We start from the raw sequence: 25,690 nt of genomic DNA, 5'->3' as shown, positions 1-25,690 counted from the left end.
GAATGATAGAAAAAGTTAGCTAGTATCAATTTGACTGAAACATCAGGAGTGAACATGCAGTTCTCAAGTGAACATATTGCGATATTTTTAGCCGTGATGGATAAGGGATCTTTCTCTGCGGCTGCACGTTCATTAAAACGCGTTCCATCAGCAGTCAGCATGGCGATTGCTAATATGGAAGCTGAATTAGGTTATGCACTTTTTGAACGTTCATCACGAGAGCCTCAGCCAACTGAAAAAGCCAAAGCACTTGAGCCTCATGCCAGAATGATCGCAGAGCAATTAAAATTATTACAAGTGCATGCACAAGAGCTTTCAATGGATCTCGAAAGTGTCTTAAATATAGGTGTTGCGGCTGATATTAATCCTGATTATCTATTACCTGCGCTATCTGAATTAACGCAACGTTATCCATTACTTAATGTGAATGTGATAACCGCGGCACAAGATGACATTATTGAGATGTTGCATTCACATAAAATTCAATTAAGCCTAGTTTATGGTGGCTTGTATGTGAATGGCGATGAGCAATTTCAATATCTAGGCTCTGAGTCATTGGTCGCAACAATATCAGCAAGTCATATTGCATTGGCACATCCTGCAAGTGTGTTTATTGAAGATCTTGTGAATGTTCGCCAAATTATGATCGCAAGCCACACTAAAGAGCTAAGAGATGAACGCTCATTAGTGGCGACGAATTATTGGCAAACAGATAGCTTTCAAATGGCGTTGGGTATGGTTGAAGCAGGGATGGGATGGGGTAATTTACCGTATTCGTTGATTTATACTCAATTGCAAAAAGGTAAATTAAAACAGCTTCAGTTTAAGAATACGAAAAATGAATTACGATTGCCTATTCATGCCATGTGGCTAAAAGGGGAGTCGTTACAGAAAGGAGCAAAAGAGTTAGTTGAGCTGATGAGTACCCACCAGCCCATCGTACCTAACTTTAATTAATCGACGCGTTGTTGATGAACCCAAACAGCAACTTCAACACGAGATTTTAGCTTCATCTTTTTCAGTAGATGTTTTACATGTACTTTGACTGTACTTTCTGTGATATCAAGCTTACGGGCGATCATTTTATTTGATAATCCTTGTGCTATCAGTTTTAAGATATCGCGTTCACGCGGGGTGAGTTGTTCAATATCACGCTCACCTTCAGAACGATCTTCACGTAAGGATTCGGCTAAAATAGGGGTTAATGCAGGGCTGACGACCATTTTTCCGGCCGCTGCCTGTTTTAGAGCCGCAAGTAATTCTTCAGGCTCCATATCTTTTAGAAGATAACCATCTGCACCACGTTTTAATGCTGTGACTAAATCATCACTATAATTTGATACACTGAAAACAACGATCCGACCTGACAACGACTTTAATCGCAGTTGATCGAGTGTTTCAAAACCATTCATTCCTGGCATATTCAGATCCAGCAAAATTAAATCAGGATCTAATTCTTCAGCTAGCTTCACACCTTGAATACCATCTCCCGCTTCCCCAACGACAGTTAGTGTTGTATCAAGACTTAAAAGTTGTTTTACACCATTGCGTAGCATCGGGTGATCATCAATGAGTAAAATTGTCGCTTTTTCTGTGGGGGATCCCATATTATTCATTACGACTTGCTCCAATTTAGACAGGGTCTTTATGAGTAGTTATTAATGGAAATTTAACAAACACTTGAGTACCGCCCTGCTCGCGTACTTTTATAGTATAAGAACCATTTAAGCTATTTGCGCGTTCACGCATAATAATAAGGCCATAATGATTTAATTTTTCAGGATTAGGGCTAATTCCTTCACCATTATCATTAATTTTTAGTTCGACCATGCCATTATTTAGAGATAAAGAGACTTCAGCCCAATTGGCATTGGCATGTTGCAAAATATTATTTAATGCTTCACGGACGATTTGAACAACGTGAATGCTTTGATGTGAATTCACACATTTTGCGGGTAATTGATAGTCAAAATTAATAGAGAAACCAAGGCGTTGATTAAATTCAGTCAGTGTACTTTCTAACGCGGCAAGTAAACCTGGCTCAGTGAGTTTTAAGCGAAATGTGGTTAACAGTTCTCTTAATTGGCGATAAGCGACATTCAGCTCTTCTCGCATCTCTTTTAGTAGCTTTTGGCAATTATCCGGTAAGGTTTCTGACTGCATCTGTAAATAGCTAACTTGCATTTTTAAACAAGAGAGCGATTGAGCAATAGAGTCATGTAATTCGCGTGCAATCGCGGAACGCTCATCCATTAACAAAAGTTGCTGTTGTTGTTCGTTTTGCTGTTCCATTGCCAGCATTGCTGAAATCTGTTTTGTCAGTAATAGCATTAAATTATTCTGTTCATCCGTTAGGGCGGTATGTTCAGGTAATTGCATAACAAATAATCCATAGCGATGGATCTGATCGGCTAATTCCCAATGCAATAGTTCACTGCGTAGTGGAATAGTGGCTGAAGCGGTTTCATCACAACGTTCACATTGTGGATCAGGACAATGTTCAGGGCGTGGTTGAGGTTCTAAACTGATCTCATTAAAGAGTGTGTGATGATTATCTTCATATAAACGTATCTGCAAATAGGCATCAGGAATGATTTGTTGAAGCTCAAATAATATTTGTCTTAATCGGGCACAAAGTGGCGCAGGAGAGTGTAATTGTTGGCTTGAATGATAGAGGTAAGAGAGCACTTTATTTTTCTGTTGTAAGTCGTGTGTTTTTTCAACCACTCTTTTTTCTAATTCGCTATACAGCGTAGAAAGCTCTTCTGACATGGTATTGAGTGCAATACCCAATGTGGCAATTTCATCATGGTGTGTACGCTGGTGGAAACGGGCTGAAAAATTACCATGACCAATCGAATTTGCCATTGCCATAAGTTGTTGCCAAGGATGTAATAAACGGCGACGGAAATGCCAAACAGAGCCAAACAGCAATAACAGTGTCAGTGCCGTGAAAATAAGCTGGGTATAAGCCACCAGCCTGATTTTTTGCTCTGTAAGTTGATCGATACTTAATACTAATTTATCTAGCTGTGAAACAAAAAAGGCAACTTCTTGTTTGGCTTCATCGCGTTGTTGCGCATAAAGCAAAGTGGGCTTTAAAGTATCTTTCCAATAAGTATTTAATTGAGCATATTGTGATTGCAGTGATTCATTGCTTAGGACTTGAAGTAACTCACCACTGTCTAAGTCGGTTTCTAACTCGTGAAGATAATAACGATGTTGCTCATCTAGGGGTAAAGCAGATAACAAGCGATAGCTTTGCATCCGTAGCGATCCAGACTTATTAATCGCATGAGCATTACCTTGTACACTCAAAATAATATGGTTAGAAATCGCCATTCCTACCACACCCAATAGAGTGAAAAGTAACATTAATATCGCTATCTGATTAATAATTGAAAAACGGTAGTGCCATTGGATTTTATTTGTACTCATCGTTATTTTTCCAAATTTATTCTGGCGCTATATTGCCTTAAAAAGACACCAAATGTCATATACCACTAAAGTATTACCTCTAAATATCTGACGGAGGTAATTTCACTTCTAAATTATAGCGCTTTTAATTTAACTCATTAATTTAAAATGAAAAATTAAGGATAATCCTATTAATACTTAGGTGTAAAGAGTGACTTTAGCTTAAAAATCAAACAAATCTTTGCTTGATGCAGATCATGACTAATTAACAATTCTAATCGTACAAAGGTGCCAATCTAACCGTTAATCGAGGTTGTTATGGCACTCACTCAACACCCAGAAAAAATGAGAAAAGGGGTGATCGAAGATTGGCATCCTGAAGATAAAGCTTTTTGGGAAAAGACTGGTCAAAAGATCGCTTCACGCAATTTATGGATTTCTGTTCCTTGTTTACTTTTATCGTTCTGTGTATGGATGCTTTTTAGTGCCGTTGCAGTAAATTTGAACAAAGTAGGTTTTAACTTTACCACAGATCAGCTGTTTATGCTGACTGCACTGCCTTCAGTCTCAGGTGCTATTTTACGCGTTCCTTATTCTTTTGTTATTCCTATTTTTGGCGGTCGTCGCTGGACAGCAATCAGTACTGTCTTTCTCATCATTCCTTGTATCTGGCTTGGTTTTGCAGTGCAAGACACCACAACGTCTTACTCAACCTTTATTGTGATTTCACTGCTATGTGGTTTTGCAGGCGCAAACTTTGCATCCAGTATGGCAAACATCAGCTTTTTCTTCCCTAAAGCACGTCAAGGTGGTGCATTAGGATTAAATGGCGGATTAGGCAATCTGGGTGTTAGCGTTATGCAATTGGTTGCGCCATTAGTGGTTGGTGTTGGCGTGTTTGCTATGTTTAGTGGCCCCGGTGTTGTTCAGCCTGATGGTTCACGTTTATGGCTAGAAAATGCGGCATGGGTTTGGGTTCCTTTCTTACTTATTCTGACCTTTGCTGCTTGGTTTGGCATGAACGATCTGGCGGCTAACAAAGCCTCTTTAAGCCAGCAATTACCCGTATTAAAACGGGGTCACCTTTGGTTATTAAGTATTTTATATCTGTGCTCCTTTGGTTCATTTATTGGTTTCTCTGCGGGTTTTGCAATGCTTTCTAAAACCCAATTTCCAGATATCGTCATTCTACATTATGCGTTCTTTGGGCCTTTATTAGGCGCTTTAGCTCGCCCTGTAGGTGGTGCGTTATCGGATAAATTTGGTGGTATTAGAGTCACATTGATCAACTTTATCATCATGGCAATTTTCTCTGCTCTGCTTTTCTTAACACTGCCTATCAATGGTGCTGGTGGCTCATTTATCGCCTTCTTCGGTGTCTTTATGGTGCTGTTTTTAACCGCTGGTTTAGGAAGTGGTTCTACATTCCAAATGATTGCTGTGGTGTTTAGAAAAATCACGATTGATCGCATGAAAGCACAAGGTGCCTCAGACGAAGCCGCTCAAAAAGAAGCGGTGACTGAAAGTGCAGCGGCGCTTGGCTTTATCTCTGCAATTGGTGCAATTGGTGGCTTCTTTATTCCTAAAGCCTTCGGTACATCATTGGCTATGACTGGCTCTCCTGCCGGTGCCATGAAAATCTTTGTTCTATTTTATATCGCCTGCGTCTTGATCACTTGGTTGGTCTATGGACGTAAACACAATAAACAATAATGACGAATTATACGCAATGTGAGAGCGCTCGCGCGCATTGGGAGAGTATCTGATGAGTAAGTTTCTCGATAGATTCCGCTATTTTAAGCAACTTGGTGATACCTTTTCAAAGGATCATGGCCAAGAGCTAAATGTTAACCGTGATTGGGAAGATGGTTACCGTAGTCGTTGGCAACACGACAAAATTGTTCGTTCTACTCACGGTGTAAACTGTACCGGCTCTTGTAGCTGGAAAATTTACGTCAAAAATGGGTTAGTGACATGGGAAACCCAACAAACGGATTACCCACGTACACGTCCTGATTTACCAGATCATGAGCCTCGTGGCTGTCCTCGTGGTGCAAGCTATTCATGGTATTTATATAGCGCGAACCGCGTTAAATACCCAATGGTACGTAAACGCCTAATTAAATTATGGCGTGAAGCAAAAGCACAACATAGCGATCCTGTTGATGCCTGGGCTTCTATTGTTAGTTCACCAGAAAAAACTAAAAGCTATAAGCAAGCACGTGGGCGTGGTGGTTTTGTTCGCTCGTCATGGTCAGAAGTGAATGAAATCATTGCTGCTTCTAACGTGTTTACAGCAAAAGAGTTTGGCCCTGATCGTATTATCGGATTCTCGCCAATTCCGGCTATGTCGATGGTCTCATATGCTGCGGGTGCGCGTTATTTATCTCTGATTGGTGGCGCATGTTTAAGCTTCTACGATTGGTATTGTGATTTACCACCTGCATCGCCAATGACTTGGGGTGAGCAAACCGACGTTCCTGAATCAGCAGACTGGTATAACTCTTCTTACCTGATTGCATGGGGTTCTAACGTACCGCAAACACGTACTCCAGATGCCCACTTCTTTACAGAAGTTCGTTATAAAGGGACTAAAACCGTTGCGGTAACACCTGATTACGCTGAAATCGCGAAACTCTGTGACCAATGGTTAAATCCAAAACAGGGTACTGATAGCGCGATGGCAATGGCGATGGGACACGTTATTCTTAACGAATTCCACGTTAAACGCCAAACTGAATACTTTAGTAACTACGTGCGCACTTACACTGACATGCCAATGTTGGTGATGTTAGATAAACACGACTCAGGCAAGCTAGTTGCAGGTCGTATGTTGCGTGCTTCTGATTTAGTGAACAATCTGGATCAAGAGAAAAATCCAGAGTGGAAAACTGTTGCTATTGATGAAAAAACACAGCAATTGGTTGCTCCTCAAGGTTCTATGGGCTTTCGTTGGGAAGGTGCAGCTAAATGGAACCTTGAGCCTAAAGACGGCAAAAGTGGCGAAGATGTCACTTTACAATTAGGTCTTTTAGATAACCACGATGATATTGTTGATGTAGCATTCCCTTACTTTGGTGGGATCAAGAGTGAATACTTTGAAGGTGTTGCCCTTGATGATGTGATTGTTCATAAACTGCCTGCTAAGCGTATTACACTTGCGAATGGTGAAGAGAAATACATCACAACTGTTTATGATTTATTGTTAGCTAACTACGGCGTAGATCGTGGTTTAAATGATGAAAACTGTGCATCAAACTACGATGAAATCAAAGCATACTCACCAGCATGGGCTGAAAAAGTGACAGGTGTAGGTCGCCAAGATATCGCTCGTATTGCACGTGAATTTGCGGATAACGCAGAAAAAACACACGGTCGTTCGATGGTGATTGTGGGAGCTGGTATTAACCACTGGTACCACATGGATATGACTTATCGCGGCATTATCAATATGCTGATTTTCTGTGGTTGCGTCGGTCAAAGTGGTGGTGGCTGGGCACACTATGTTGGACAAGAAAAACTGCGTCCACAAACTGGTTGGTTGCCATTAGCCTTTGGTCTTGACTGGCAACGTCCGCCTCGCCATATGAACAGCACATCATTTTTCTATAACCACTCAAGTCAGTGGCGTTATGAAACCGTATCACCAACAGAGCTGTTATCACCATTAGCCGATAAATCTCGCTTTAGCGGTAGTTTGGTCGATATGAATGTGCGTTCAGAGCGTATGGGATGGTTACCATCAGCGCCTCAATTAAATCTAAATCCTTTGTCTATTGCGAAAAAAGCGCAAGAAGCGGGTATTAGTGCCGTTGATTACACGGTTAATGCATTGAAATCAGGTGAAATTCGCTTTGCAGCTGAGCAACCGGATAATCCACAGAACTTCCCACGTAATTTATTTATCTGGCGTTCTAACTTATTAGGCTCTGCGGGTAAAGGGCATGAATATTTACTGAAATACTTGCTGGGAACTGAAAACGGTTTACAAGGTAAAGACTTAGGTGAGCAAGGCCAAGTTAAGCCACAAGAAGTGGAATGGCAAGATAAAGGCGGCGAAGGTAAAGTTGATTTAGTGGTGACTTTAGACTTCCGTATGTCAAGTACCTGTCTCTTCTCCGACATCGTTTTACCAACCGCTACATGGTATGAGAAAGATGATATGAATACTTCGGATATGCATCCATTTATTCATCCATTAACTGCCGCGGTTGATCCTGCTTGGGAATCTAAAACAGACTGGGAAATCTATAAAGGCATTGCTAAAACTTTCTCTAAATTGTGTGTTGGTCATTTAGGGGTTGAAACGGATTTAGTGACATTGCCTATTCAGCATGACTCTGCCGCTGAAATGGCACAGCCTTTTGATGTGAAAGATTGGAAAAAAGGTGAATGTGACCTTATTCCGGGTAAAACAGCACCACACCTTATTCCTGTTGAGCGTGATTATCCAAATACCTATGCTCGCTTTACCTCACTTGGCCCTCTGATGGACAAATTAGGTAATGGCGGTAAAGGGATCAGCTGGAATACACAGACAGAAGTCGATTTTCTGAAAAAACTCAACCGTGTCCGTCATGATGGTGTGGCAAAAGGTCGTCCTGCTATTGAAACGGCGATTGATGCAGCTGAAGTTATTCTCTCTTTAGCACCTGAAACTAATGGTCAGGTTGCTGTAAAAGCGTGGGATGCACTCAGTAAAGTGACAGGTCGCGATCACACTCACTTAGCCAAAGTGAAAGAAGACGAAAAAATTCGTTTCCGCGATATCGTTGCTCAACCTCGTAAGATCATTTCAAGCCCAACATGGTCTGGTCTTGAAGATGAACATGTCTCTTATAACGCCTGTTATACCAACGTTCACGAGATGATCCCTTGGCGCACTTTAAGTGGCCGCCAGCAGTTGTATCAAGATCACGAGTGGATGCGTGCTTATGGTGAAAGTTTAGTGGTCTATCGTCCACCGATTGATACCAAAGCTATTGATGCCGTTAAAGGTAAAAAACCAAATGGTTTCCCTGAGAAAGCACTGAACTTCCTGACTCCTCACCAAAAATGGGGTATTCACTCAACGTATAGCGATAACTTACTGATGTTAACGCTAGGTCGCGGTGGCCCTGTGGTTTGGCTGAGTGAAGATGATGCTAAAGAGATGGGAATTAGCGATAACGATTGGGTTGAAGCGTACAACAGTAATGGTGCGTTAACAGCAAGAGCCATTGTCAGTCAACGTATTCCTGATGGCATGATTTATATGTATCACGCACAAGAGCGCCAAATAAATCTGCCGGGATCGGAAATAACAGGAATGCGTGGTGGTATTCACAACTCAGTGACGCGTGTTTGCCCTAAACCAACGCATATGATTGGTGGATACGCTCAATTAGCTTATAGCTTTAACTATTACGGTACTGTGGGCTCTAACCGTGATGAGTTTGTTGTGGTGCGTAAAATGAAACAGATTGATTGGCTTGATGGTGAAGGTGATGCTTATCAACAGACCCTGAATGGACAGGAGAAGGCATAATGAAAATTCGTTCACAAGTCGGTATGGTACTGAACCTCGACAAATGTATCGGTTGCCATACCTGTTCAGTAACCTGTAAAAATGTTTGGACTAGTCGCGAAGGTGTTGAATACGCATGGTTCAATAACGTTGAAACAAAACCGGGTACAGGGTATCCACAAAATTGGGAAGACCAAGAGAAGTGGAAAGGTGGTTGGATCAAAAATATCAAAGGTAAATTAGTACCAAGAATGGGTAACCGTGTTGGTCTATTATCGAAAATTTTTGCCAACCCTGATGTTCCTGCATTAGACGATTACTATGAGCCCTTTGATTATGACTACGAGCATTTAAAAAATGCTCCAGAAGGCTCGTTACCGACTGCACGTCCTCGTTCGTTGATCACAGGTCAGCGCATGACCAAAATCGAAAAAGGCCCAAACTGGGAAGACGATTTAGGGGGCGAATTTAGTAAACGTGCAGCGGACAAAAACTTCGCCAACATGCAAAAAGAGATGTATGGGCAGTTTGAAAATACATTCATGATGTATTTACCTCGTTTATGTGAACACTGCTTAAATCCTGCTTGTGTTGCGACATGCCCAAGTGGTGCAATTTATAAACGTGCTGAAGACGGTATTGTGCTTATCGACCAAGATAAATGCCGTGGATGGCGTATGTGTTTAACAGGATGTCCATACAAAAAAATCTACTTCAACTGGAAAAGCGGTAAGTCGGAAAAATGTATTTTCTGTTATCCACGTATTGAAGCAGGTCAGCCAACACTGTGCTCAGAAACTTGTGTAGGACGTATTCGTTATCTGGGTGTGATGTTATATGACGCAGATAAAATCTCACAAGCCGCCAGTGCGGATAATGAAAAAGATTTATACCAAAGCCAGTTAGATATCTTCTTAGATCCATTCGATCCTGAAGTGATCAAAGCCGCTGAAGAGCAAGGTATTCCGTTAAGTGTGATTGATGCAGCACAACGTTCACCTGTCTACAAAATGGCGGTGGATTGGAAGCTGGCATTACCACTGCACCCTGAATATCGCACCTTACCAATGGTTTGGTATGTGCCACCTTTGTCACCTATTCAGTCAGCTGCCGATGCGGGCGTGTTACCGCATACCGGTGTATTGCCTGATGTAGAAAGCTTACGTATTCCTGTTCAATATTTAGCTAACTTACTGACAGCGGGCGATACAGCACCCGTGTTATTAGCATTAAAACGAATGCTTGCGATGCGTCATTACAAACGCGCTGAAACCGTAGAAGGAAAAACAGACTTAAGTGCATTAGAGCAAGTCGGTTTGACTGAAGCACAAGCACAAGAGATGTATCGCTATCTGGCTATTGCAAATTACGAAGATCGCTTTGTTATTCCATCAAGTCATCGCGAACTCGCAAGAGAAGCTTTCCCAGAACGTAATGGTTGTGGTTTTAGCTTTGGTGACGGTTGTCATGGTAGTGATAGCAAATTTAATTTGTTTAATAGTCATCGTATTGATGCGATTGATATCACATCAAGAACACCTCAGGATGAGCGTCGTTCAGAGGAGAAAATATAATGATCTCTCTGAAAATCATTTCCCATCTCTTAGATTATCCCACACAAGAATTGTGGGATAACCGAGGCGAACTGCTCAATGCATTACAGGAAGCCGATGAGCTTCCTGTGACTCAAGTTGCTAAATTAATGGCATTTATTCATGCCTTAACGCAACAAGAGTTGTTAGATGCGCAATCCAATTACAGCGAACTTTTTGATCGAGGTCGGGCGCGATCACTGTTGTTATTTGAACACGTTCATGGTGAGTCTCGCGATCGTGGTCAGGCAATGGTTGATCTACTCAATCAATATCAACAAGCAGGGATCACATTAAGTAGTCGTGAACTTCCTGACTATTTGCCTACTTACCTTGAGTACTTAACGCTTTTACCTACAACGGAGTGTATTGAAGGGCTAAATAACATTGCGCCTATTTTGGCTCTGTTAGGTGAGCGTTTAAAACAGCGAGGCAGCGATTATCACGCTCTCTTTGATGTGTTGCTTTGTCTCTCACAAAGTGGATTAGAAGCATCACAACTGACCGCTCAAGTAGAGAAAGAGCCTTTAGATGATACACCTGCTGCATTAGATGCTGTGTGGGAAGAAGAACAAGTGACGTTTCTTGGAGAAGGTACGCAATGTGGTAGTGGCAAGATCAGCCAACATCAGCGTCGTTTTGCACAAGAGACCGCAGTTCAATATCTCAACGTGGGGAATTCGTTGGATACGGGAGCACAAAAATGAATTACATCAATATGTTATTTTTTGATATCTATCCCTATATTGCTGGTGCCGTTTTTATTATTGGTAGCTGGTTACGTTATGACTATGGTCAATATACATGGCGTGCTGGCTCTAGCCAGATGTTAGACAAGAAAAACATGCGCCTTGCCTCTAACTTATTCCATGTGGGTATCCTCGGTATTTTTGCTGGCCACTTTCTGGGGATGTTAACACCGCATTGGATGTATGAATCTTTCTTGCCGATTGAATATAAGCAAATTATGGCGATGGTCGGTGGTGGTACTTGTGGTGTGTTAATGCTGGTGGGAGGTGTAATGCTATTAAAACGCCGTTTAACCAACCCACGAGTAAGAGCCACATCTTCATTTGGTGACATCATGATTTTAACGCTGCTGGTTATTCAAGTTGCGTTAGGTCTGCTGACGATTCCTTTCTCGGCCCAACATATGGACGGTAGTGAAATGATGAAGCTGGTGGCTTGGGCACAATCTATTGTGACATTCCACGGTGGCGCTTCAGCAAACCTTGAAGGTGTTGCATGGGTATTTAAATTGCACATCTTCTTAGGAATGACGATTTTCTTATTATTCCCATTCTGTCGCTTAGTTCATATTTGGAGTGTGCCAATTGAGTATTTAACTCGTCGCTATCAAATTGTGCGTAATCGTCATTAATGACTGCTCGATCTCCTGATAGTAACTTAGAGACCTTTTAGTTGCGCTTATCTCACCCCCGCCCGCGGGGGTTTTTTTTATCTCTTTTTCCTCTTCTAAAACATCAACAAAATTTTTGAATGGTTAAAACAATAATCTTTAGATTCATTTAAGAAAGATTGTACTTATAATTCTTTTCAACAAAACGAATAAATTTATATAAGCAAATAAGCAGTTAATTAAATATCGTGATATTTAATTAAATTTAAAAATTTACAATCGATTATTTATTATTAATAAATACATTCAAATGTAAATTTAAAAGGTTCTGAGTATTGTCATATAAATTTGGTGCTATGATTTAATTGAGTCTTACCTCTATTATACTATCGGAGATTATTATGAGTTTTAAATATCATCGTATCGATAAAAATAATGCTGCTGTTCTGTTGGTAGACCATCAAGCTGGGTTACTTTCTTTAGTCAGAGATATCGAGCCTGATAAATTCAATAATAATGTATTAGCATTAGCTAACGCCGCTAAATACTTTAATTTACCTACCATTCTGACCACCTCTTTTGAAGATGGCCCTAATGGTCCTCTAATGCCTCAACTTGTTGAAATGTTTCCAGATGCGCCTTATATTGCACGTCCTGGTCAAATCAACGCGTGGGATAATGAAGACTTCGTCAAAGCGGTTAAAGCAACAGGTAAAAAACAACTGATTATTGCGGGTGTCGTGACTGAGGTTTGTGTCGCATTCCCTGCATTATCTGCACTTGAAGAAGGTTTTGAAGTCTTCGTGGTAACCGATGCTTCAGGAACTTTTAATGCCATTTCTCGTGACTCTGCATGGGATAGAATGTCAAAAGCAGGGGCACAATTAATTAACTGGTTTGGTTTAGCTTGTGAATTACACCGTGATTGGCGTAATGATGTCGAAGGATTAGGTACGCTCTTTGCAAATCATATTCCAGATTATCGTAATCTTATGACAAGCTATAATACTTTAACAAAAAAGTAAGCGGTTAATTTAAGTTTTATCTAAAAATAGGGCTTATATTATTTTTCGATAAATATAGTTTAATTGAATTTTGAGTTTATTAAATTATAGATATAAGCCCTTAATTAATAAATGGATCTAAAATGAAAAGTAAAATATTAAAAACCACTGCTATTGCGATGGCATTAAGTGTGGGTGTTGCACAAGCAGCTGAATATAAAGCAAGTACCGCAGAAGGCCCAATAAAAATAGTTAACTTAAAAGCGATGGAAGCACAAGTTCAAGCGAATATGGACAAAGGGGCTTTCGGTTATATTCGTGGTGGTGCTGAAGACGAAAATAATTTACGTTCAAACACAACGGCATTTGATAAAAAATATATTATGCCTCGTTCATTACAAGGCATCGAATTTTCTGACTTAGATTTAAAAACAGAATTTTTGGGTATTAAATTAGATACGCCTATTATTCAGGCACCGATGGCAGCTCAAGGGCTTGCACATCAACAAGGCGAAGTCGCCACAGCAAAAGGTATGGCAAAAGCAGGCTCTATTTTTTCATTAAGTACTTATGGTAATAAAACCATTAAAGAAGTGGCAGATGCTCAACCGGGTTATCCTTTCTTCTTCCAGTTGTATATGAGTAAAAATGATGCCTTTAACGAGTATATTTTATCTCAAGCAAAACAGTATGGCGCTAAAGGTATCATTTTAACTGTTGATTCACCTGTCGGTGGTTATCGTGAAGATGATATTAAAAATAGCTTCCAGTTCCCACTAGGTTTTGCCAACTTAGAAGCATTTGCAAAAATTAGCGATGATAAATCTAAGACAGGTAAAGGTGCGGGTATTAGCGAAATTTATGCTCAAGCTAAACAAGCCTTCACACCAGCAGATATTCAGTATGTGAAAAAAATGTCTGGTTTACCTGTGATTGTAAAAGGTATCGAATCACCTGAAGACGCAGATATGGCAATTAAAGCAGGCGCAGATGCTATTTGGGTTTCTAACCACGGTGGTCGTCAATTAGACAGTGCACCAGCAACGATTGATGTCTTACCTGCAATTGCTAAAGTGGTAAATAAACGTGTTCCTATCGTTTTTGATAGTGGTGTACGTCGTGGCTCACATGTCTTTAAAGCATTAGCCAGTGGTGCAGATGTTGTCGCTGTTGGTCGTCCAATTCTTTATGGATTAAATTTAGGGGGCGCTGAAGGTGTAAATTCAGTTATCCAACATTTAAATAAAGAATTAAAAATTAATATGATGTTAGGCGGGGCGAAAACAGTAAAAGATATTCAAGCCACTCAACTTTATACTGATGCCAGTTTTAATCAATAATTAGTTTATTTAAGTTAAGAATAATAAAAAATCCCATGCTTGATATTGAGCATGGGGTTTTGTCTATTGGTTATTACAAAAATTTAATTTTGGGTTGATGGTGCTTCACCAAAACAGAGATTATTTTGATTATTAATACCGCCATCTGGAGAGGAATAACCCAAGCAACCTAACATCGAATCAAAAATATTATGATGATAGAACGTGCGCTCTGCATCTTGATTACGTTTTAGGTTATCAAATAATTGCTTATTTTCAGGCTCTGCTAAATAACTATCCGACATCCAAACTAAGAAAGGTACTTTAAATTGTTCTGGTGGTGCAATTTCTTTTGGTGTTCCGTGTAAACCACCTTTCTCTGAAATAGATTCACCATGGTCAGAGGTATAAAAAACAATGGCTTTTTTATCGCGTAATGTGTCGAGTATGCCATCAATAAAATAGTCGGTATAAAGAATAGAGTTGTCATAAGCATTTACTAACTGCTCTTTAGTACACTCATCATCCACATTTAAACATTCAGGTTGGTATTTTTTGAATGATTCCGGGTAACGCTGTGAATACATAAAGTGGGAGCCTTTAGTATGTAAAATCACTAAATGATTTCCCTTTGGATGCTGAGAAACCGCATTCGCTGTTTCAGCAATTAATAAAGTATCATCAAGCTCTTTACCAAAGTTGCTGTTTTTGGCGGTCATCATCTCTTTCATTGCGTAGTTATCTAAATCAAGCTTATTGTAAAACCACAATTCGCTTTGCATTGAAAAGAGTTCTGATGACATACCTAGTTGGCTTAATACTGAGAAAATATTGTTCTCTTTTAATGTCCGCTGATCGTTACTTTCTGTTCCGTCTTCTCGTACAAACATACATTTTAAAGAGAGCTTTGTTGCGGTATCGCAAGAAATACCTTTAAAGGCTACGAGGTTTTTCTCTTGGCTTAAAAGAGGATTCGTTTGACGTTCATATCCTAACAATCCCATATGATCCCATCTTGCTGTTTCACCAATAATAAAGACGACATATACATCTTCATTAGCCTTTGAGGGCTGATAAGTGAAGTGATCGGCAGGATTAAAAATATTCTGGTTATTAAACGTATCGTCATATTGCGTTATTGCATATTGGAATAATGGAATAATCCAATTTGTAGGTAAATAAGCATAACTTAAGCCACCACTATAACTTGGCAAATCCAAATTATTTTTTATTTCATAGGCTTTTTGTCTTGAATCGAGTGTTTTCAAATAGGCAAAAACAGCCAGCGCAATCACCAGCATTTTGGCAGTGTTTTTTATCCAGATTTTTTTCTTTTGTTGAGTCGTTAGATTTTTCTCTGGTTTTTTACATAGCCAAATAAGCGCCAATGGCAAAACAGACAAACCAATAATCCAAATAATGACATTTGGGCTAACTAGCTCTTTAGATAAATCCGTATCGGTAGTGAGTGTTGAAATGATAATGCCGTATCCAATGACAACGTCATAAAAAGAAATATAGTAACTAGCACAAACACTCACGACGAGAATAAAGGAGGCTACTATTTTAAAGAAGAGAGTGCCGAAGAAAGAGAGTAGTCGTAATAGAAAGAAGGTAAAGGCAATATTAACGGCAATTTCACCTAGAATATATAATGCATCAATGAGGGGGTTGTTTGTATTCTGTGTGCCGTATCGGCCAATGTAAACGGAAAGATTAAGAAAAAAACCAAGGTAGACAGCTAAAAAAAGGGCAATGTTTTCTTTCGAAAACCTTAAAAACTTTAATTTTTGCATGTTCAATTATTATCAAAATGTATGGTGTAGAGGTCTTTAAGACCGCGAAGTTATTTTCAGGTTCAGTATTATGTGCTTTTTTTTATTGAAGTTTAAAAATTTTTTATTTGAATAGCATTAATATCAAAATTATTAATTTTAAATAGTTCTAGTAGATAGGAATATTGATAGAAATATTAGCAGGTTGTCATCATTATATACGGTAAGACTCTGATAAAGGCAGATAAGAAAGCGTATTTATTATTTTGATTTCTCAGATGAAATGAACAAGTATAATTACGTTATAAGTCTTAATTTATAACGAATTTTGATAGAAACACAAATCGACATAAATATCGTCATTAGTGTCGAGCACTTCCTATTGTTTTAGTTTTCATTGTTTTCTTACTCACTCAATGTTTTTTATTTTTCTTTATTTTTCATTGCGTTGTAGAAAAGTAAAAAAGCGTGCTTATTTGGCACACTCTCTGCATAGATAGAGGAGAGAATCAGGTAATAACCTGAAAGTTGATGAACACAGGAGCAATGTTGATGAAAAAAGTCATCACGGTCTGTCCGTATTGCGCCTCAGGATGCAAAATCTACCTGAAGGTGGAAAACGGTAAAATCATTGGCGCTGAAGGAGCCAATGGTTTAACAAACCAAGGTGAGCTGTGTCTGAAAGGGTATTATGGATGGGATTTTATCCATGATACTAAGATACTGACTCCACGTCTTAAAACACCTATGATCCGTCGTGAAAGAGGCGGAAAATTAGAATCGGTTTCTTGGGAAGAAGCGATTGAGTTTGCGAGTAGCAAACTTCTTGCTATCAAAGAGAAATACGGTGCTAAATCTATTATGACAACCGGCTCTTCACGAGGCCCAGGTAACGAAGCTAACTTCGTTATGCAGAAATTTGCTCGTGCGGTTATCGGAAATAATAATATAGACTGCTGTGCTCGTGTCTGACACGGCCCTTCGGTTGCAGGTCTGCAGCGTTCGGTCGGTAATGGTGCTATGAGCAACTCAATCGTTGAGATTGAGGATACCAAATGTCTATTTGTCTTCGGTTATAACGCCGCAGACTCGCATCCTATTGTTGCTCGCCGTATTGTTAAGGCGAAAGAAAAGGGTGCCAAAATTATTGTATGTGACCCTCGTTACATCGAAACAGCACGTTTAGCCGATTTACACTTAGGCTTAAAAAATGGCTCTAACATTGCGCTATTAAATGCAATTGCGCATGTGATTATTGAAGAAGGATTGCATGATAAATCCTTTATTGAAAATCACACCGAGCAATTTGAAGAATATTGTAAATTAGTTGAAAGCTATACACCTGAATCAGTTGAAGAAACAACAGGTTTAAGTGCTCAAATTATTCGTGAAGCTGCGCGTATGTACGCAAAAGCAGAAACAGCAACAATTCTTTGGGGAATGGGTGTCACTCAGTTCTACCAAGGTGTTGAAACTGTTCGTTCACTGACTAGCTTGGCATTATTAACCGGTAATTTAGGTAAAAAATATGTCGGTGTTGGCCCTGTTCGTGGTCAAAATAACGTACAAGGTGCGTGTGATATGGGTGCATTACCTAATACACTGCCGGGTTATCAGTACGTTACTGACGAAAAAGCGCGTGAGAAATTTGCTAAATTCTGGGGCATTGAATCCATGCCTGATGAAGTGGGCTATGCGTTAAGTGAAGTCCCTCATAATATCGATCACGGCTTATTAAAAGCTCACTATGTAATGGGTGAAGATCCACTGCAAACTGAGCCTGATTTAGCAACCATCCGTAGAACGTTTGAAAAACTGGATCTACTGATAGTACAAGATATCTTTATGACCAAAACAGCAGCGATTGCTGACGTTATTTTCCCTGCAACATCATGGGGTGAGCATGAAGGTGTTTATACTGCGGCAGACCGTGGCTTCCAACGTTTCTATAAAGCGGTTGAACCTGTTGGTGATGTGAAAACAGACTGGCAAATCATCAGTCTGATGGCAACAGCAATGGGTTATCCAATGCATTACAACAATACCAAAGAAATTTGGGATGAGTTGCGTGAGTTATGCCCAATTTATTATGGTGCGACTTACGAAAAAATGGCGGACTTGGCTTATATTCAATGGCCTTGCCCAACAGAAGATAGCCCAGGTACACAATATCTGTACGAAGGCGGTAAATTTGATACCCCTAACGGTAAAGGTCAATTCTTTACTTGTGAGTGGGCACCACCAATTGACAAACTGTCTGATGAATTCCCAATGGTACTGGCAACAGTCCGTGAAGTTGGGCACTACTCTTGCCGTTCAATGACAGGTAACTGTAAAGCATTGGCAGCATTAGCAGATGAGCCAGGTTATGTTCAGTTAAATACTGAAGATGCCAAACAACTGGGTATTAAAGATCAAGAGTTAGTTTGGATACGCTCTCGTCAAGGTAAAGTGATTACGCGTGCTGCGGTCAGTGATAGACCAAATAAAGGCGCGGTATATATGACTTACCAGTGGTGGATTGGTGCTTGTAACGAACTCGTTGCAGAAAACTTAAGCCCAATTACTAAAACACCTGAGTATAAATATTGTGCAGTATGTGTTGAGCCAATCAAGGAACAGGCTCAGGCAGAACACTATGTGAAAACGGAATATAGCAATATTAAACGTCGTTTAAGAGAAGCCGCCGAGGGCTAATCTGACCTAATTAGTATTGTTTTTCTGCCTTAAGACCGAGTTTATTAACCTTGTGTTAGTAAGCTCGGTTTTTTTATGATTTTTTATTGTTGTCTGGACTTTTTCTCTTCTGCTTATCGTCGAAAAATCACTAAACTTTTGTCTGAATATTCACCATGAGTTGGCTCACAATAAAAAAAGTAACATGTTACTTTTAACGTAATCCGTTTCTAAATCAAGTGGATAAATTGCTTTTTATTTAATGCCAGCGCAGGATGCTGTCATGGAAATGAGTGTAAGAAAACAACAACGAGATACCGTATGAAAAAACTCATTAATGCCCTACAAGCGTTTGGTAAATCCTTATATGGGCCAGTCTTGATATTGCCTATTGTCGGTTTATATATCGCTTTAGGTAATGTCTTTGGCAATGGCAATCTTGCGGAATATATTCCGTTTTTAAATCACCCGGTTATTCAAAGTATTGGGCAATTACTCGCAAAATCATCTGTTGCTATTTTAATCAATTTAGCACTGATCTTTGCTGTGGGTATTCCCGTTGGTTTAGCGAAAAAAGACAAAGGCTACGCTGGTTTAATTGGCCTAGTGGTGTTTGTTATTTTCACGAATGCCATGAATATTACGCTAACACTACAAGGTAAACTGGTTAGCGCAGAAGAGATGCGAGCTGCTGGTCAAGGCATGGTATTAGGCGTCCAAGTCCTAGAGATGGGCGTATTTGCCGGTATTTTAACTGGGGCAATATCAGGGTGGCTTTATAATCGTTACTCAGGTCGTCAGTTTAACGGCATTATGGCTATCTACTCTGGTCACTGTTTTGTCGCCATTATTGCTATTCCATTCACCATTGCACTTGCTGTTTTAATGTGTGAAGTCTGGCCTTTTGCTCAGGCAGGTATTACTAAGATGGCACTTGTTATTCATGATTCTGGTGCTTTTGGTGCACTGATTTATGGATTCTTAGAACGTATTCTTATCCCAACTGGATTACACCATTTAGTCTATACCCCATTCTTGTATACCGAACTAGGCGGTGTTGCTGATGTTTGCGGTACAACTTACCAAGGTGCAAGAAATATCTACTTTGCTGAAATGGCGTGCCCTGAAGTTAAACAACTCAGCAGCACTGTGATTTGGGACGCGCGCGGTATTGCTAAAATGTTCGGCTTAACTGCCGCAGCAGCTGCCATGATCTCTGTGGCTAAAAAAGAGAAAAAGCAGATGGCGAAGGCGATTTTAATTCCTGCGGCTGCGACCTCTTTCTTACTTGGTGTAACAGAGCCTCTTGAGTTTTCCTTCCTATTTGTTGCCCCTGTTTTGTTTTTAGTTCACGCCGTATTAACCGGTATTGGCATGATGCTGTTCTACCTATTAGGTGTTCATGCGATTGGTGCGAACGGTGTCATTGATTTCATTCTATATAACCTGCCGTTAGGCACTGAAAAATCAAATTGGCCTATGTATATCGTGGTGGGTTTGATTATGTCAGTTCTCTATTTCGTTATCTTTAGAACCTTGATTTTAAAACTTAATCTTAAAACACCAGGCCGTGAAGATGATGATGAAGAGACGCGTTTATACAGCAAAGAAGATTACAAGAAAAAAGCAGAAGCAGTCACTGCCTCTGAAGAAACCACTCAAACTATCAATGAGTTAGGTGAAGAGATTATTGAAGGACTCGGTGGACGTGACAATATTGAAGTGGTTGATAATTGTTATACCCGCTTAAGAGTCATTGTTAAAAATGTCGATGCAATTCATGAAGATATCTTGAAGAAAACCGGTGCTAAAGGTGTTGTGCGCCACGGTAATAATGTTCAAGTGGTTTATGGATTACATGTGAAAAAAATGCGTGAAGCGGTCGAAGCCGCACTTTAATAGGAGAAAGAAAGATGACTAAATCACCCTTTATCTTAAGTATTGCAGGCGGCGGAAGCACCTATACACCGGGAATTGTTAAAAGCTTAATGGTACGTTTAGAGGATTTCCCACTAAGTGAAATTCGTTTATACGACATCGATCAAGAGCGCCAAGATACCATCGCCCCTGTCGTTGAAAAAGTGATCCGTGATCATAGTGATACCATTAAATTTACGGTGACAACGGATGCAAAAACGGCATTTGATGGTGCTCATTTTGTGTTTGCTCAAATGCGTGTGGGTCAATACAAAATGCGTGAGCAGGATGAAAAAATTCCATTACGTCATGGTGTTGTAGGGCAAGAAACCTGTGGACCTGGCGGGCTTGCTTACGGTTTACGTACTATTTTACCTATGGTTGAATTAATTGATTTAGTTGAGGAATATGCCTCTCCTAAAGCATGGATTGTAAACTATTCAAACCCAGCGGCGATTGTTGCTGAAGGTGTACGTCGTTTACGTCCTAATGCTCGAGTATTGAATATCTGTGATATGCCTGTTGCGGCGATGCGTAATATGGCAGCCGTATTAAACGTTGATCGCCATGATTTAGATGTGGATTATTTTGGTCTAAATCACTTTGGTTGGTTCACTTCTGTACGTGTAAAAGGTGAAGAGAAACTGCCTGAATTACGTGAACATATCGCTAAATTTGGTCTTTTAACTGAAGATGCAGCTCAAACTGATCCACAACACTCTGATCCATCATGGGTGAAAACATGGCGTCATATTCAGCCATTAATGGAAGCATTCCCTGAATATATTCCAAACCCATATTTGCAGTATTACTTGATGCCAAATTATATCGTTGAGCATCAAGATCCAGATTACACCCGTGCGAATGAAGTGATGGATGGTCGTGAAAAACGCTTATTTGAAGCTGCGCGTGAATACAAAGAGACCGGTATTTTACCTGATGCTTTCCACGTTGGCGTTCATGGTGCCTTTATTGTTGATGTGGCATGTTCTTTAGCCTTTGATTTACGTCAGCGCCATTTAGTGATTGTTGAAAATAAAGGTGCGATTGCAGATTTACCTTATGATGCAATGGTCGAAGTGCCAGCATATATCACTTCTCACGGACCAGAGCCTATTCGTGTTGGCGACATCCCGCGTTTCCATCGTACTTTGTTAGAGCAACAATTGGCATCAGAGCAATTGTTAGTGGAAGCAACCCTTGAAGGTAGCTACGAGAAAGCACTTGAGGCGTTCACACTGAATAAAACAGTGCCAAGTGTGATCCACGCTAAGAAGATCCTCGATGATATGATTGAAGCAAATCGTGAGTATTGGCCTGAATTACGTAAAGCTTATGTAAATGGTAAGCGTGTTTGATCTCAAGACTTGCTGTTAATGAGTAATTGAATAAGAATGCTGTTCTATCACCAGAACAGCATTTTCCTTTTATGTTGGTAAGGACGATGTATCAATTAAGGTAACAGGTATGTCGGCACGATTATCATCTTTACTATCAAGAGCAGCAGAATTAACCCGTGCAGAATATCGCATCCTTTCCTATCTAATTGATAATCCGACACAAGTCGGCAAGCTGACCATTAGAGAACTTGCACAAGCCAATTTTGTTTCGACAACCACTATTATGCGTCTTTGCCAGAAATTAGGTTTTTCTGGTTATAGTGAGCTGGTGTATTACTGCAAACAGTTGTTATCTACGGCTGAAAAATCCCATCAACTGAAAAGTGATGAAAATGAGGTAGCAGAGCCTCTTTTTGATCAGTTTTTGGCGAACTATTTAAAAACTTTCACCTTAATTTCAGATGAACGAAGACAAGCTTTTGCTGATTTAATTAACAGTAAGAACTCATTTTTTATTTATGGTGCAGGTTTTTCTCATATATTTTCAGAATATATCAGTAAGCGGTTACAGTTGATTGGTAAAGATGCTTTTCTTTCTGGACTGAGTGACAGTAAGAATATCTTTATTAATAATGCGTCACGCTATACGGTTTTTATTGCGATATCTCGTAGCGGAGAGACAGAACAAGTTGTTGAAAAGGCGAGAATAGCCAAAAGTATTGGTATGAAGATTGTTGCCTTTACTCGAGCAAGTGCCAATCCGTTGGCTGAACTTGCTGATATTCATTTCCCCATTTATGACGATGCAGTGAATTATCATTGTGACACTATCGAGAGCTCGTCTTTTGAATCAAACCTTGTCTTGATGATTGATTTATTACTCAGCCGAGCTCAACGATTTTAATTTATGCGATGATGCTTTAATTAAGCGACTGACTGATTTAAATAAAGCGTTAAAGGTAAGTCAGGATGTGAATTCATCGAATCAAATTTATGTGATGGGTGAGAATCAACGGTTGGATAGCGAGATAACAAAACGATAAAATCTTGGTAAGCCTGATTTTTATTATCATGAGTAAAAATAGGTGTACCGCTATGATTTAATTCATTATCTGCAATTAATAGAACATCAAGATATTGCGCATTATTGTGTTCATAAAGCACATTTTCAGGGTTAATTTCTTGCCAAGGTGTTCCTATGGCTTCTTTCGGTGAATGAACACGTAAAGCCCCTGTATTATCTTTAACGTTATTCTTATTCATCATCACAATCATGGTGTGATCAACGCCATCTTTATGAACTCCTTCAATTGAAAGTTCACTTAAAGAATCTGGTTGGGCAATTAACCTTAAATGGAAAACAGTAGATATTGATTTAGGCGAATTTTGATCTGTTAAGTGACGTGGTGTAAATGTATTACCCTGAATTAATAGCATTTTTAATTTTAATAACGCTTGATAAGCTGTATTGCTCTGCCAGCGATCATCAAGCGCTCTAAAATGCCGTTGAGCGCCACTATCTTCACGAATAAATCCATCTTCTTCAGTGAGCAAAAAAGGTTGATACTCTAGTCTGGAGATCGTTGCTATATCATTATCAAAAAGGTAGCGTCCAGTTCGAGAGTGACGAAATGAAAGCGTTGGATCTTGTGCTAAATAGTCACCATATTCCATTAGTGCATTAATATCTTTTTCTTCAGCACCTAATTGTTTTATTAAATCAATGACAATATCTTGAGGAATAAAAACATATTTATTATTTTTGTATTCTTTTCTTATTTCACTAATTTTATTTATAAGCAGGCTATTCATATAATATGCTCCATTGATGGTTTATATTATTAATAATTAATTAGAGGAATAACTAATAAAATATAATCAACTAGATTATAGATAGAGATTAATAAGTTTCAAATAGATGAAAAAAAAGAGTGTAATTAATTTATTACACTCTTTTTAAATAAGTAATTATTTCAGAATTAAAGTATTTCTGGAATTGAAATGCCTAAACGTTGCATCCGTGATAATAACGTTGTTCTTTTTAATCCTAATTTTAAAGCAGCGCCTCTAGCACCAGCAACCACACCATTGGTTTCTCTCAATGCTTGAATTATCCTTTCTCGCTCCTCATCATCACTTTCTGGCGCATTAGTTTGCATACGCTTTTCAATAGATGAAGGTTGAGATAGCACCTGTTTTAAACGAGAGGGCTTATTAATATGAAGCTCTTTTAACTGAAGATTTAATGTTGATCCTCGCGTTAAAATAACTGCGCGTTCAATAATATTTTCAAGTTCACGAACATTACCCGGCCATGGATAAAGTGTTAATTGTTCCAATGCATTAGCTGGAATACAATCTATTTTTCTATCCATTCTTCGCGCAATTTTTTGCGTGAAATGTTTTGCTAAAAGCGGAATATCTTCAGGTCGCTCTCTTAGGGGAGGAATAATAATAGGAAAAACATTAAGGCGATAATAAAGATCTTCTCTAAATTCACCTTCATCCGTTAAATCATGGAGATCTTTATTGGTTGCCGCGATAAGTCTAACATCCACAGGAATAACTTTATTACCACCTAATCTTTCTATTTCACGCTCTTGAAGTACACGAAGCAATTTAGGTTGTAATTCAATGGGCATATCACCAATTTCATCTAAAAATAGCGTGCTTTTATCCGCCATTTCAAATCGACCAATATGCGTATTTGTTGCACCTGTAAATGCACCTTTATCGTGACCAAAGAGATCGCTTTCTAAAAGACCAGAAGGTACTGCTGCACAGTTCATTTTTATCATCGTCTTATTTTTTCGCTGACTTAGACGATGAATAGCGCGTGCAATTAATTCTTTACCAGTACCCGTTTCACCTAATATAAGAACGGTACTATCACTTTGTGCCACTAACTCAATTTGTTCGAGCACATTATGCATAGCATCGCTTTGATAAATAATCTCACTAAAGCATGCATTATTATCTATCTGTTCATTAAGCCAAATATTTTCATTCTTTAAACTATCTTTTAAGTGCGTTATCTCTTCATAAGCGGCGGCATTTTCAATGGCAATACCAATACGTGCCGCAATTTGTTGAAGCAATTGGCAAGTATCGTTAGTAAAAACACTTCCTATTTCATGCGCTAAAATTAATAAACCGAGAGGTTTATGATTAAAAGCCAGTGGCAATAACAAAGCCGTCTGCATATTTTGCTTAACTAGACGCTTAATCAAAACATCTTCCTGATCTTCTTTATTAATATCAATTAAGACAGGTTTATTCTGATTAATAATTTCTTCGGCTTTGTTATTCGCGCTACTAAATTTACGTTGTTGACGAATGACAGATTTCCCAGTCTGATAACGACTAGAATAAAGAATACCTTCATGACTATTTTGTGATGAGGTACGGCATAACATAAGACTAATATGGTTCAGTCCAAAAAAACGATGTATTTCTTTAGAGACTTCAGAAATAAGACCATCCATGTCTAGATGAGCTAATACAGAATTTGTGATATCAACCAATATTCGATATTGGTTACGCTCATTACGAAGGCTCTCCATAGTTTCAGCATTGTTACTGCTTAATTTCATGACACCACCGATTGCCCTAAAAAATTAGCTATATTGTAGTAGGTTTATAATAAATTTATATCAATGACTGAATCATTTTTGATCCAACCCGCTATTTTTGTATATGTAATGAAACTTAAGAATATAAACGTATCAAATCACTATATAATTAAATATATAGCGATTTATTTTATCGTCAAAATTGTCGAATA

The 25,690-nt window shown here is 39.2% G+C and carries 17 protein-coding genes; 12 read left to right on the top strand and 5 right to left on the bottom strand.

Going from position 1 to position 25,690, the window contains the following annotated elements; all coding sequences use genetic code 11:
* Positions 1 to 54 precede the first annotated feature (54 nt).
* On the top strand, positions 55 to 957 hold the full coding sequence (locus ABN236_RS06615) for a LysR family transcriptional regulator (protein ID WP_023583674.1): 903 nt from the start codon (positions 55 to 57) through the stop codon (positions 955 to 957).
* On the opposite strand, the gene narL is transcribed toward ABN236_RS06615, so the two are convergent.
* Together narL and narX are read right to left on the bottom strand one after the other, a co-directional pair.
* On the bottom strand, positions 954 to 1,607 hold the full coding sequence (narL, locus tag ABN236_RS06610; RefSeq protein ID WP_082239485.1) for a two-component system response regulator NarL: 654 nt from the start codon (positions 1,605 to 1,607) through the stop codon (positions 954 to 956). The genes ABN236_RS06615 and narL overlap by 4 nt on opposite strands.
* A 25-nt stretch (positions 1,608 to 1,632) precedes the next feature.
* Complete coding sequence (gene narX / locus ABN236_RS06605; protein WP_088493885.1) at positions 1,633 to 3,438, bottom strand: nitrate/nitrite two-component system sensor histidine kinase NarX; 1,806 nt, start codon at positions 3,436 to 3,438, stop codon at positions 1,633 to 1,635.
* A 297-nt stretch (positions 3,439 to 3,735) separates the two neighbouring features.
* On the opposite strand from narX, the gene ABN236_RS06600 reads away from it, so the two are divergent.
* The 7 genes from ABN236_RS06600 (at position 3,736) to ABN236_RS06570 (ending at position 14,219) form a co-directional block, all read left to right on the top strand.
* Positions 3,736 to 5,130 (top strand): NarK family nitrate/nitrite MFS transporter, encoded by a 1,395-nt coding sequence (locus tag ABN236_RS06600; protein WP_194951730.1) that lies wholly within the window; start codon positions 3,736 to 3,738, stop codon positions 5,128 to 5,130.
* Between the two features lie 52 nt (positions 5,131 to 5,182).
* Entirely contained in the window at positions 5,183 to 8,944 is a 3,762-nt protein-coding gene (locus ABN236_RS06595) for a nitrate reductase subunit alpha (RefSeq protein ID WP_349473613.1), read from the top strand.
* Complete coding sequence (gene narH, locus ABN236_RS06590) at positions 8,944 to 10,497, top strand: nitrate reductase subunit beta (protein WP_088493882.1); 1,554 nt, start codon at positions 8,944 to 8,946, stop codon at positions 10,495 to 10,497. The genes ABN236_RS06595 and narH overlap by 1 nt, the downstream gene beginning before the upstream one ends.
* Positions 10,497 to 11,222, top strand: a complete 726-nt coding sequence (narJ, locus tag ABN236_RS06585; protein WP_193775133.1) for a nitrate reductase molybdenum cofactor assembly chaperone — start codon at positions 10,497 to 10,499, stop codon at positions 11,220 to 11,222. Before narH ends, narJ begins: the two co-directional genes overlap by 1 nt.
* Complete coding sequence (gene narI, locus ABN236_RS06580) at positions 11,219 to 11,896, top strand: respiratory nitrate reductase subunit gamma (protein ID WP_088493880.1); 678 nt, start codon at positions 11,219 to 11,221, stop codon at positions 11,894 to 11,896. The genes narJ and narI overlap by 4 nt, the downstream gene beginning before the upstream one ends.
* 380 nt (positions 11,897 to 12,276) lie before the next feature.
* Positions 12,277 to 12,900 (top strand): isochorismate family cysteine hydrolase YcaC, encoded by a 624-nt coding sequence (gene ycaC / locus ABN236_RS06575; protein WP_023583682.1) that lies wholly within the window; start codon positions 12,277 to 12,279, stop codon positions 12,898 to 12,900.
* A gap of 122 nt (positions 12,901 to 13,022) precedes the next feature.
* Positions 13,023 to 14,219, top strand: a complete 1,197-nt coding sequence (locus ABN236_RS06570; RefSeq protein WP_270756858.1) for a lactate oxidase — start codon at positions 13,023 to 13,025, stop codon at positions 14,217 to 14,219.
* An 83-nt stretch (positions 14,220 to 14,302) separates the two neighbouring features.
* On the opposite strand, the gene eptB is transcribed toward ABN236_RS06570, so the two are convergent.
* Complete coding sequence (gene eptB, locus ABN236_RS06565) at positions 14,303 to 15,994, bottom strand: kdo(2)-lipid A phosphoethanolamine 7''-transferase (protein ID WP_349473612.1); 1,692 nt, start codon at positions 15,992 to 15,994, stop codon at positions 14,303 to 14,305.
* Positions 15,995 to 16,525: 531 nt separating this feature from the next.
* Between eptB and fdhF the strand changes: the two genes are divergently transcribed.
* The 4 genes from fdhF (at position 16,526) to ABN236_RS06545 (ending at position 22,810) form a co-directional block, all read left to right on the top strand.
* Positions 16,526 to 18,670: a formate dehydrogenase subunit alpha gene (gene fdhF, locus ABN236_RS06560; RefSeq protein ID WP_194951734.1), complete on the top strand. Its 2,145-nt coding sequence runs from the start codon at positions 16,526 to 16,528 to the stop codon at positions 18,668 to 18,670.
* Between the two features lie 300 nt (positions 18,671 to 18,970).
* A complete protein-coding gene (locus ABN236_RS06555) occupies positions 18,971 to 20,548 on the top strand; it encodes a PTS transporter subunit EIIC (RefSeq protein ID WP_311755423.1) in 1,578 nt (525 codons plus the stop codon).
* 14 nt (positions 20,549 to 20,562) lie between these two features.
* The gene (locus ABN236_RS06550; RefSeq protein ID WP_099660037.1) at positions 20,563 to 21,924 is read left to right on the top strand and encodes a 6-phospho-alpha-glucosidase; all 1,362 of its coding nucleotides are present in this window, start codon (positions 20,563 to 20,565) and stop codon (positions 21,922 to 21,924) included.
* A gap of 109 nt (positions 21,925 to 22,033) precedes the next feature.
* Complete coding sequence (locus ABN236_RS06545) at positions 22,034 to 22,810, top strand: MurR/RpiR family transcriptional regulator (RefSeq protein WP_088493874.1); 777 nt, start codon at positions 22,034 to 22,036, stop codon at positions 22,808 to 22,810.
* A gap of 20 nt (positions 22,811 to 22,830) precedes the next feature.
* Here ABN236_RS06545 and ABN236_RS06540 read toward each other — a convergent pair whose 3' ends face one another.
* Together ABN236_RS06540 and ABN236_RS06535 are read right to left on the bottom strand one after the other, a co-directional pair.
* Positions 22,831 to 23,718, bottom strand: a complete 888-nt coding sequence (locus ABN236_RS06540) for a 2OG-Fe dioxygenase family protein (protein ID WP_349473611.1) — start codon at positions 23,716 to 23,718, stop codon at positions 22,831 to 22,833.
* Positions 23,719 to 23,885: 167 nt separating this feature from the next.
* Positions 23,886 to 25,499, bottom strand: a complete 1,614-nt coding sequence (locus ABN236_RS06535; protein WP_194951738.1) for a sigma 54-interacting transcriptional regulator — start codon at positions 25,497 to 25,499, stop codon at positions 23,886 to 23,888.
* Positions 25,500 to 25,690: the final 191 nt, after the last annotated feature.

Source organism: Proteus sp. fly-1013 (assembly GCF_040140245.1).
Lineage (GTDB): Bacteria > Pseudomonadota > Gammaproteobacteria > Enterobacterales > Enterobacteriaceae > Proteus > Proteus mirabilis_B.
The sequence above is the reverse complement of the archived record's forward strand: the minus strand, read 5'-3'. Positions and strand labels throughout refer to the sequence as shown.

Excerpts from the sequence above, each read along its gene's own strand:
- narL (WP_082239485.1), bottom strand. The coding sequence starts at position 1,607 with ATGGGATCCCCCACAGAAAAAGCGACAATTTTACTCATTGATGATCAC.
- ABN236_RS06550 (WP_099660037.1), top strand. The coding sequence starts at position 20,563 with ATGACTAAATCACCCTTTATCTTAAGTATTGCAGGCGGCGGAAGCACC.
- ABN236_RS06555 (WP_311755423.1), top strand. The coding sequence starts at position 18,971 with ATGAAAAAACTCATTAATGCCCTACAAGCGTTTGGTAAATCCTTATAT.
- ABN236_RS06545 (WP_088493874.1), top strand. The coding sequence starts at position 22,034 with ATGTCGGCACGATTATCATCTTTACTATCAAGAGCAGCAGAATTAACC.
- eptB (WP_349473612.1), bottom strand. The coding sequence starts at position 15,994 with ATGCAAAAATTAAAGTTTTTAAGGTTTTCGAAAGAAAACATTGCCCTT.
- ABN236_RS06600 (WP_194951730.1), top strand. The coding sequence starts at position 3,736 with ATGGCACTCACTCAACACCCAGAAAAAATGAGAAAAGGGGTGATCGAA.
- narH (WP_088493882.1), top strand. The coding sequence starts at position 8,944 with ATGAAAATTCGTTCACAAGTCGGTATGGTACTGAACCTCGACAAATGT.
- narI (WP_088493880.1), top strand. The coding sequence starts at position 11,219 with ATGAATTACATCAATATGTTATTTTTTGATATCTATCCCTATATTGCT.
- ycaC (WP_023583682.1), top strand. The coding sequence starts at position 12,277 with ATGAGTTTTAAATATCATCGTATCGATAAAAATAATGCTGCTGTTCTG.
- narJ (WP_193775133.1), top strand. The coding sequence starts at position 10,497 with ATGATCTCTCTGAAAATCATTTCCCATCTCTTAGATTATCCCACACAA.
- ABN236_RS06540 (WP_349473611.1), bottom strand. The coding sequence starts at position 23,718 with ATGAATAGCCTGCTTATAAATAAAATTAGTGAAATAAGAAAAGAATAC.
- ABN236_RS06615 (WP_023583674.1), top strand. The coding sequence starts at position 55 with ATGCAGTTCTCAAGTGAACATATTGCGATATTTTTAGCCGTGATGGAT.
- ABN236_RS06595 (WP_349473613.1), top strand. The coding sequence starts at position 5,183 with ATGAGTAAGTTTCTCGATAGATTCCGCTATTTTAAGCAACTTGGTGAT.
- ABN236_RS06535 (WP_194951738.1), bottom strand. The coding sequence starts at position 25,499 with ATGAAATTAAGCAGTAACAATGCTGAAACTATGGAGAGCCTTCGTAAT.
- ABN236_RS06570 (WP_270756858.1), top strand. The coding sequence starts at position 13,023 with ATGAAAAGTAAAATATTAAAAACCACTGCTATTGCGATGGCATTAAGT.
- narX (WP_088493885.1), bottom strand. The coding sequence starts at position 3,438 with ATGAGTACAAATAAAATCCAATGGCACTACCGTTTTTCAATTATTAAT.